The sequence below is a fragment of the Methylophilus sp. genome (assembly GCF_035460085.1).
Taxonomy (GTDB): Bacteria; Pseudomonadota; Gammaproteobacteria; order Burkholderiales; family Methylophilaceae; genus Methylophilus.
The window spans coordinates 64,966-74,157 of sequence record NZ_DATHWZ010000022.1; the positions used below are offsets into that span (position 1 = coordinate 64,966).

A 9,192-nucleotide genomic window follows, 5' to 3' on the forward strand; every position below is an offset into this window, starting at 1 on the left:
ACATGCATTCAATAACACCCTTGCGGGCACCCTATGTGAATACATGCCAAGTTAATTGACCAAAAAGCCAATCCGCAATTATATGGCAGAAAACGCTTGTTTTCAAGCACTTACCAGCAATTATAGATACTAAATGGGTGTCCCCGTCAGGACTCGAACCTGAAACTAGCCCTTAGGAGGGGCTGGTGATATCCTGTTTCACCACGAGGACAGCGGCGGTATTTTAAACGCTAGCGAGCAAAACACCTAGTACGGCTCATGAAAAAAGTACGCTTGCTGTACGCGATGGCTTATATGTAACATGGAGATATGCCTGACAACCACTTAATCCTCAGCAGGCTGCCTGACAATGAATGATGACACGACACTCACAATGAATAGCGACACAATAAATCATATGGCCTCAGCTATCCGCAATGCCATTTTGGCGCATGAAGCGGATATTGAAGGCCTGGACCGGGAAATTGGCGACGGTGACCATTACATTAATATGAAGCGTGGTTGCGAGGCGATCACCAATATTTCAGCTGAACTGGCAGCTTTACCAGCCGCCGATGCGCTGAATAAAATTGGCATGAAGCTGCTGAGTACGATAGGTGGTGCCTCAGGTCCGTTATTCGCCAGCTTTTTTATGAGCATGGGCAAAAGCTTAAAAACCAGCGAACACACCGACACGCTGGCCATTGCACTGGCGTTTGAATCTGGTGTGCACGCCATTATGCAGCGTGGCAAAGCGCAAGCCGGTGAAAAAACCATGCTTGATGTACTGATTCCAGTAGCCAGTGCTTTTAAGCACTTAGCGGAGCAAGGTAGATCTGCAAAAGAAATTGCATTGGGGTTAAAGAATGTCGCCAGTGAAGGCCTCGAATCTACACGCAACATGTTAGCCACCAAAGGCCGCGCTTCAGGGCTGGGCGAACGTGCTATCGGTCATCTGGATGCCGGCGCCAAAAGCTGCCAGGTCATGATACACACGGTGTGCGATCTGGTTGGCAATAGTTAATATGCCTGGCGGAAACTCCCGCCGATGCTATCACCGCAACCTGACACTTAATCAGCCAACGCTTTCCCATTCAGCACTTCCAGGGCAACAAGAGCAAACATGAAAAAATTTCTGAACAATGTCGATCATATGCTGGCTGAAAGCCTGAGCGGATTTGCCACTGCGCATGCCGATCTGGTTGAAGTGCAGTTCGAGCCTACCTTTGTCACCCGTAAGCAAAAAGCACAAAACAAGGTGGCGATTATTTCCGGTGGCGGCTCTGGCCATGAGCCATTGCACGCAGGCTATGTTGGCAAAGGCATGCTAGATGCTGCCTGCCCTGGCCAGGTATTTACTTCGCCCACACCAGACCAGATGCTGGCAGCCGCTGAAGCGGTGCATGCCGATAAAGGCGTATTGTTTATCGTGAAAAATTATGCCGGTGATGTCATGAACTTTGAAATGGCTGCAGAAATGTTGCCATTTGAACATGCAAGCCTGTATACCTCGGATGATTGTGCTGTGGTCAACAGCACTTACACTACCGGCCGCCGTGGCGTGGCTGGTACGGTCATTGTAGAAAAATGTGTAGGCAACCTGGCAGAAACCGGCGCGGATTTAGAAGCATGCAAAACACTGGGTGAAAAAATCAACCTGCGCACATCCAGCATAGGCGCAGCTTTGACCAGCTGTACGGTGCCAGCAGCTGGCCGCCCTACTTTTGATATTTCTGGTAGCGAGATCGAAATGGGCGTTGGCATTCATGGGGAACCTGGCCGCCGGCGTGAAGCCATGCGCGAAGCCGACGCCATCGTCAATGATATGGTCGCCGCCATTTTGCATGATATTGAAGCCAAGCAATTACCACTAACCGGTGAAATTCTTTTATTGGTAAACGGCCTGGGCGCAACGCCATTGATGGAGCTATATCTGATTTACAACACCGCCGCCAGGCTTCTGAAAGAAAAAGGATTTTCCGTCTCCCGCAGCCTGGTCGGCAATTACATTACAGCCATAGACATGGCCGGCGCTTCAATCACCGTCTGCCTGCTGGATGAAGAAATCAGGCAGCACTGGGATAGCCCGGTGCACGCCGCAGGACTACGCTGGGGCCTATAGCAAGACTGCGGCCAGACTAAGGCTCAAATACTGCCTGCCATAATTCAATCACTGGTTGCTGTAATGGTGCTGCCAATGTTTTCTCCACCTTTGCTGCATCGCCTTGCAATTTGCTGGCGTGTATCCAGGCACGGTATTGGCGATATGACGTTTGCACTTGTTTCGCCAGCGTGGCATTGATTAAGCCGTTTTCTGCGAATACGCCTAGCAAGGCAATATTGCCGATATTTTCGGTGAGTTGTGGATAATCTGCTGCGTGCAAAAGTACCAGGTATTGCACGATAAACTCGACATCGATAATGCCGCCCGCTTCATGCTTGAGGTCAAACATGGCAACATCAAAGCGGTGTGACTCACGCATTTTCTGGCGCATTTCTTTGATATCTTGCTTGATATCTGCCTCATTGCGCTTTGTTTTGAGAAGTTGCAGGCGGATCTGCTCGAACTGCTCGCCGACTTTCGCCTCTCCCGCGACAAAACGGGCACGGGTAATCGCCTGGTGTTCCCATACCCAGGCTTTATTTTTCTGGTAGTCCTCAAATGCCACCACGCTGCTCACGAGTAAGCCACTGTTACCGTCAGGCCTTAATTGCAAATCGGTTTCATACAAAAGACCGGCATTGGTGATGGTATTGAACCAGGTGTTCAGACGTTGTGCGTAACGGCCATACACTTCCTGCGCGTTATCGGCTTCATCGTCATACAGAAAGATGATATCCAGATCGGATAAATAACCCAGTTCCTTACCACCTAGCTTGCCGTAGCCAATCACGGCAAATTGCGGTATTTCACGATGCTTGAAAGAGACGTTCTGCCAAACGGTTTGCAGGCTTACCTGCAACACAACTTCAGCCAATGCACTCAAGTCATCCGAAATCGCTTCCAGCGGCAATGCAGTCATCAAATCCTGGGCAGCGATTTTCAGCACGTTGGCATGCTTGAAGTGGCGCATGGCATCCATTTGCGCCTCTACATCGCCAGCCAGGTGTGCCATGTGCTGGATTAACTCAGTTTTTAATTGCGCCGCATCCAGTCGCTTAAACAAGGTTTGTTTATTCAGCAATTCATCCAGCAATACCGGGTGTGCTGACACATATTGGGCAATCCACGGGCTGGCAGCACACAATTTCACGATTAAAGACAATGCATCAGGGAATTCAGCCAGCAGCGCCAGGTAACTGGCGCGCCGGCAAATACTTTCCAGCAAATCCAGCGTACGAATAAGTGCCGTGTCTGGAGCTATGCTTTGTTGCTGCATCGCCTCACGTAGCAGCAACGGCATCAGTCGATCCAGACGGCGTTTACTTTGTTCGGGTAATTGCTGGATTCTCTGGCTGGCACGCGTGTTTTGCAGCAATTGGACAATATCGGCAGCCCGGGTATAGCCTTGCTCCTGCAACCATAGCTGTGCTTCACTCGCTGCAATCGTGCCTTCCCAGATAGCGATTTCTTTTTCTAACCCATTCGCTTGCTGATCGTTACTTTTTTGATCTTTGAATGTCTCGTCAAAGAACCGCTGCACACGATCCCGGTGCTGATTAAGCGCTGCGATAAAACTCTCCCAGTCCTGTTGCTTAAGCATACATAACAGGTAGCCACGATAGGTTTCCGAGTCTGGCAAGTCCTGTGTTTGCTGGTCGTCGATATACATTAATCGATGCTCAAGATTACGCAGGTAGATATAACTTTCCTTAAGCGCCGCCTCATCTTCCGCGGGCAACATGCCGCGTTCCGCCAGACGTGCAAGTACCGACAAAGTAGGTTTGATCTGCAAATCAGGCAACTGGCCGCCACGGATCAGCTGGAACAACTGCGCAATAAACTCGATTTCACGAATGCCCCCGCGACCCAGCTTGATATTGTTCGACAAGCGCCGTTGCACTACATCACGCTGTATCTGTGTCTTTAAATCACGCATCGAGGCATATGCATTGAAATCAAGATATTTGCGGAAAACAAATGGCCGGATCAATTTATTCAGCGCTTCGGCTGGACCGTAGACTACCCGCCCCTTGATCCAGGCATAGCGCTCCCATTCCCGGCCGTAATTCTGGTAGTAATCTTCCAGCGCATCCAGATTACACACCAGGGCGCCTTCAGAACCATAGGGACGCAAACGCATATCAACACGGAATACAAACCCATCAGCAGTGACATCATCCAGCGCAACAATTAATTTCCTGCCCAGCCGGGTAAAGAAATCCTGGTTGCTGATGGATTTTTCACCATCGGTCTCGCCTTCATGCTCGTAGGCAAAAATCAGGTCAATGTCTGAAGACACATTCAGTTCGCGTCCACCAAGCTTGCCCATACCGACTACAATTAATTGCTGGGGATGACCTTGGGCATCACGAGGCGTGCCGTAGGTTTTAGCCAGTTCGCAGTGATAAAAGTCTGCCGCTGCAGTAATCGCCGATTCCGCCAGCGCACTGGTGGTCTCTACCACCTCTTCAAAACTGGCCAGACCGTTCAGGTCACGCACGATCAGATGCGCCATCAGGCGTTGGCGTATCTGCCTGATTTGTTGCAAAAAAACCGCTTCCGCTACATTTTTTTCGCTGGAAAACAATGCAGCAACATCTTCAGTCTTATAGGTCTTATATAAGTTATCTAACAAATCAGTCAGAGAATCTGTATTTTTTGTAGCGAATCTGGCGAAAAAGGGGCTGCATGCTGCAGCATGCAGCAAATAGGCCGCTTCTGTAGACGGCACCTGCTTTTCTGTTAGAATTTGTGCAAGCTGTTGCATGGGATATCGCTCTTATGGGGTGTCTTGTGTGCTCGGAGAGTTGGTCAATCAGAACCAGAATAATAATACCTGAGGTTCACTCAGACTTTCATTTTTTGACATTGATTTTTGGGGGACGCTATGTCTATCGAATCTGTACTTCATGAACACCGCGTATTTGCACCGGACAAAGATTTTTCCAGCAAGGCAGCGGTGAGCAGCATGGAGGAATACCAACGTTTGTGCAAAGAAGTCACACAGGATTACCAAGGATTCTGGGCCAAACTGGCACGCGAATTATTGATCTGGCACAAACCTTTCACCAAAACCCTGAATGAGGAACAAGCCCCTTTCTACAAGTGGTTTGAGGATGGCGAATTAAACGTCTCAGCCAACTGCCTGGACAGGCACCTGCAAACAATCCCGAACAAAACCGCCATCATTTTTGAAGCGGATAACGGCGACGTCAAGAACGTCACTTACAAAGACTTGTATCACCAAGTATGCCAGTTTGCCAACGGCCTCAAATCGCTAAACCTGGTCAAAGGCGACCGGGTCATTATCTACCTGCCTATGGGCATTGAAGCGATTGTCGCCATGCAAGCCTGTGCGCGTCTGGGCATTATCCACTCTGTGGTGTTTGGCGGCTTTTCGGCCAAAAGCCTGAATGAACGCATCATTGATGCGGGCGCTGTCGCCGTTATTACTTCCGACGGTCAATTCCGTGGTGGCAAAACCTTAGCTCTCAAACAAGCTGTCGATGAAGGCATTGCCATGGGCGGCTGCGACAGCCTCCGCAATATCGTGGTGCTCAAGAAAACCGGGCAGGAAGTTGCATGGAATGATCAATGTACCTGGTGGCATGACCTGATCGCAGGCAAAGAAGATGAATGTGCGCCGGTGATGGTGGATGCAGAACATCCGTTGTTCCTGCTTTACACCTCAGGCTCTACTGGCAAACCCAAAGGCGTACAGCATAGCTCGGCGGGCTATCTGCTCCATGCCATGAATACCATGCGCTGGACATTTGATATCAAGCCTGACGACATTTACTGGTGTACCGCCGATGTGGGCTGGATCACCGGCCACAGCTACGTGACTTATGGACCACTTGCCATGGGTGCGACACAAATCGTGTTTGAAGGCATTCCGACTTTCCCGAATGCTGGCCGTTTCTGGGAAATGATCCAGCGGCATAAAGTCAGCGTGTTCTACACCGCGCCGACTGCTATTCGCTCGCTTATTAAAGCTGGTGAAACCGACTATACGACGCATCCCAACCACTTTGATTTATCCAGCCTGCGCTTGCTGGGCACCGTGGGTGAACCGATTAATCCGGAAGCCTGGATGTGGTATTTCGAGCAAGTGGGCGGTAACCGCTGCCCGATTGTAGACACTTTCTGGCAAACCGAAACCGGTGGTCATGTGATCACGCCATTGCCAGGGGCGACGCCACTGGTGCCAGGTTCCTGCACCTTACCTTTCCCCGGCATTGATATTGATGTGGTGGATGAAAACGGCAAAGACATTCCATGGGGAAATGGCGGCCTTCTGGTCATTAAAAAGCCGTGGCCGTCCATGATACGCACCATCTACAACGACCCCGAGCGTTATAAAACCAGTTACTTCCCGGCCGAGTTGGGGGGCAACCTTTATTTGGCAGGCGATGGCGCCATTCGTGACACCAGTACCGGCAACTTTACCATCATGGGCCGTATTGATGACGTGCTAAACGTGTCAGGCCATCGTCTGGGCACGATGGAAATCGAATCCGCCTTAGTTTCCAACCATTTAGTTGCCGAATCTGCTGTAGTGGGTAAACCGCACCCGATTAAAGGCGAGTCTGTGGTCGCCTACGTGGTATTAAAGGGTAAACGCCCGGAAGGTGAAGAAGCCAAGAAAATCGTGGCCGAATTGCGTGACTGGGTTGGGAAAGAAATCGGCCCGATTGCCAAACCGGACGAGATCCGTTTTGGAGACAATTTGCCAAAAACCCGCTCTGGAAAAATCATGCGCCGCTTGCTGCGTAGCCTGGCAAAAGGTGAAGAAATCACCTCTGATATCTCGACACTGGATAACCCGGCGATTTTAGATCAGTTGAAACTACCTGTCAGCTAAGCAAGGCGACATTTAAAAAGTCACAATATGGAAGGCCTGATAATCCTGGTGGTGTTTATCGCGATTGCAATTTTCCTGATGCGAAAATAGGCATCGACTAAGCTGCACAAGTTCTTCCTGTAGCAAATAGGTTAAAATAGCGCTTTTTCCCAAAGCGCTATTTTTTCATGTCCAGTTTGCAGCAAGAAGTCCAACGTCGTCGCACCTTTGCCATTATTTCCCACCCGGATGCGGGTAAAACCACGCTGACTGAAAAGCTGTTGTGGTTCGGCGGTGCGATCCAGGTTGCCGGTGAAGTGCGTGGCCGAAAGGCTGCGCGCCATGCGACGTCTGACTGGATGGAGCTGGAAAAGCAGCGCGGCATTTCTGTGACCTCTTCTGTCATGCAGTTTCCGTATCGTGAACATATGGTGAACCTGCTGGATACCCCCGGCCATGATGACTTCTCCGAAGATACTTACCGTACGCTGACAGCTGTGGATTCAGCAGTGATGGTCATTGACTCCGTCAATGGCGTCGAAGCGCAAACCATCAAGCTGCTCAACGTCTGTCGTATGCGCGACACGCCTATCATCACCTTCATCAACAAGCTGGACCGTGAGAGCCGCGCGCCGATTGAGTTACTTGACGAGATTGAAACAACCCTGGGCATGGAATGTGCCCCTATGACCTGGCCGATTGGCATGGGTAAAACCTTCCGTGGCGTCTACAACCTGGTGACTGACAGTATCCTGTTCTTTGATCCACGTGCTGAAAAAGGGACTTCAGAAACAATCCAGGGCATAGACAATCCACGCCTGGATGAACTGATTGGCTACCAGGCAAAAGAATTGCGCGTAGACATTGAACTGGTACGTGGTGCTTCCAACGAATTTAATAAAGAGCGTTATTTAAGCGGTAAACAGACGCCTGTATTTTTTGGTTCTGCAGTGAATAACTTTGGTGTGCAATCTTTGCTGGATGCAGTGGTTGACCTTTCACCGCCGCCACAGGCTCGCAATACAGCCACGCGTTCGGTCGCCGCTAATGAAGAAAAATTCGCTGGTTTCGTGTTCAAGATCCAGGCCAATATGGATCCGAAACACCGCGACCGCATCGCCTTCCTGCGCGTCTGTTCCGGCCGTTTTGAACGTGGCATGAAAATCAAGCAAGTGGCATCCGGAAAAATGCTCAATGTAAACAATGCGATTACCTTTATGGCGCAAGATCGCACCATCATGGATGAAGCGTATTCCGGTGACATTATCGGTATTCCTAACCATGGCACGATCAAATTGGGCGATACATTTACCGAAAACGAAGCCCTAAAATTCACCGGCATTCCCTCATTTGCGCCGGAGTTCTTCCGCAGAGCACGGATCAAGAATCCGATGAAGATGAAACAGTTGCAGATAGGCCTCAAGCAATTGTCCGAGGAAGGCGCTGCGCAGTTATTCCGCCCGCTGCTGTCCAATGATTTGATTCTGGGTGCGGTAGGTATGCTGCAGTTTGAAGTCGTGTCGCATCGCCTGGAACATGAATATGGTGTGGACATGATCTTCGAGCCATACGACTGTTACACCGCGCGCTGGTTGAAAGGCTCAGATGCAGACCTGAAAGCGATTGCCGATAAATATGGTTTTAACGTTGGTCTCGATAGCGCAGATGATTATGTTTACCTGGCACCCAACCGCGTGAACCTGCAAATGGCGCAAGAGCGCTACCCGGATATCCAGTTTATGGAAACACGGGAAATCGCCTAAGCCCCAGCCACCCCATCGTCCAGCCATGTCAACGTTAACGCCGTCCGGTGTCATCAAGGCATTATCACTCAAGCAACCCTTTGCCTGGCTGATTGCAAATGGCTATTTACTGGTAGATGACCGCAGCTGGGGAACGCAATACCGGGGACCTATCCTCATTCATGCCAGTAAAGGCCTGTATGAAGAATATTACCAGCACATCAAATCCAATACCGATGTCCCCATCCCGGACAGAGATAAACTGGAATATGGCGGCGTCGTTGGCATCGCCAAACTGGTGTTGTGCAGCAAGCCCGGCGAATTACCCGCTGGCATCAGTAGCGAGCAGCGGGCGCATTTTGGCGGCGTGCACCAAGCGTACTATGGCTTTTTATTTGAGCAGGCAAGACCATTACCGCTAATGCCCTGTGCTGGCAAACTCGGCATATTCGAGATTGATATAGACAAGGTCATGGCGGCACCACCTGCCGCTCAGAAAGCTTTATTTTAATGTGTAAGCATGG

General features: G+C 50.3%; 6 protein-coding genes. 5 read left to right on the forward strand and 1 reads right to left on the reverse strand.

Annotated features, from left to right (window positions below):
• The first annotated feature begins 373 nt into the window (after window positions 1–373).
• Entirely contained in the window at window positions 374–1,003 is a 630-nt protein-coding gene (gene dhaL, locus VK958_RS03630; protein WP_325239086.1) for a dihydroxyacetone kinase subunit DhaL, read from the forward strand.
• A gap of 99 nt (window positions 1,004–1,102) precedes the next feature.
• A complete protein-coding gene (gene dhaK, locus VK958_RS03635; RefSeq protein WP_325239088.1) occupies window positions 1,103–2,101 on the forward strand; it encodes a dihydroxyacetone kinase subunit DhaK in 999 nt (332 codons plus the stop codon).
• A gap of 16 nt (window positions 2,102–2,117) precedes the next feature.
• Here the strand turns inward: dhaK and glnE are convergent, their stop codons facing one another.
• Window positions 2,118–4,850 carry a bifunctional [glutamate--ammonia ligase]-adenylyl-L-tyrosine phosphorylase/[glutamate--ammonia-ligase] adenylyltransferase gene (gene glnE / locus VK958_RS03640; RefSeq protein ID WP_325239090.1) on the reverse strand — a complete coding sequence of 911 codons (2,733 nt, stop codon included), beginning with the start codon at window positions 4,848–4,850 and terminating at the stop codon, window positions 2,118–2,120.
• A gap of 120 nt (window positions 4,851–4,970) precedes the next feature.
• Between glnE and acs the strand changes: the two genes are divergently transcribed.
• The 3 genes from acs (at window position 4,971) to VK958_RS03655 (ending at window position 9,179) form a co-directional block, all read left to right on the forward strand.
• Window positions 4,971–6,947 (forward strand): acetate--CoA ligase, encoded by a 1,977-nt coding sequence (gene acs, locus VK958_RS03645; RefSeq protein WP_325239091.1) that lies wholly within the window; start codon window positions 4,971–4,973, stop codon window positions 6,945–6,947.
• 167 nt (window positions 6,948–7,114) lie between these two features.
• Window positions 7,115–8,689, forward strand: a complete 1,575-nt coding sequence (locus VK958_RS03650; protein WP_325239092.1) for a peptide chain release factor 3 — start codon at window positions 7,115–7,117, stop codon at window positions 8,687–8,689.
• 25 nt (window positions 8,690–8,714) lie between these two features.
• Window positions 8,715–9,179 carry an ASCH domain-containing protein gene (locus tag VK958_RS03655; protein WP_325239094.1) on the forward strand — a complete coding sequence of 155 codons (465 nt, stop codon included), beginning with the start codon at window positions 8,715–8,717 and terminating at the stop codon, window positions 9,177–9,179.
• Window positions 9,180–9,192 lie beyond the last annotated feature (13 nt).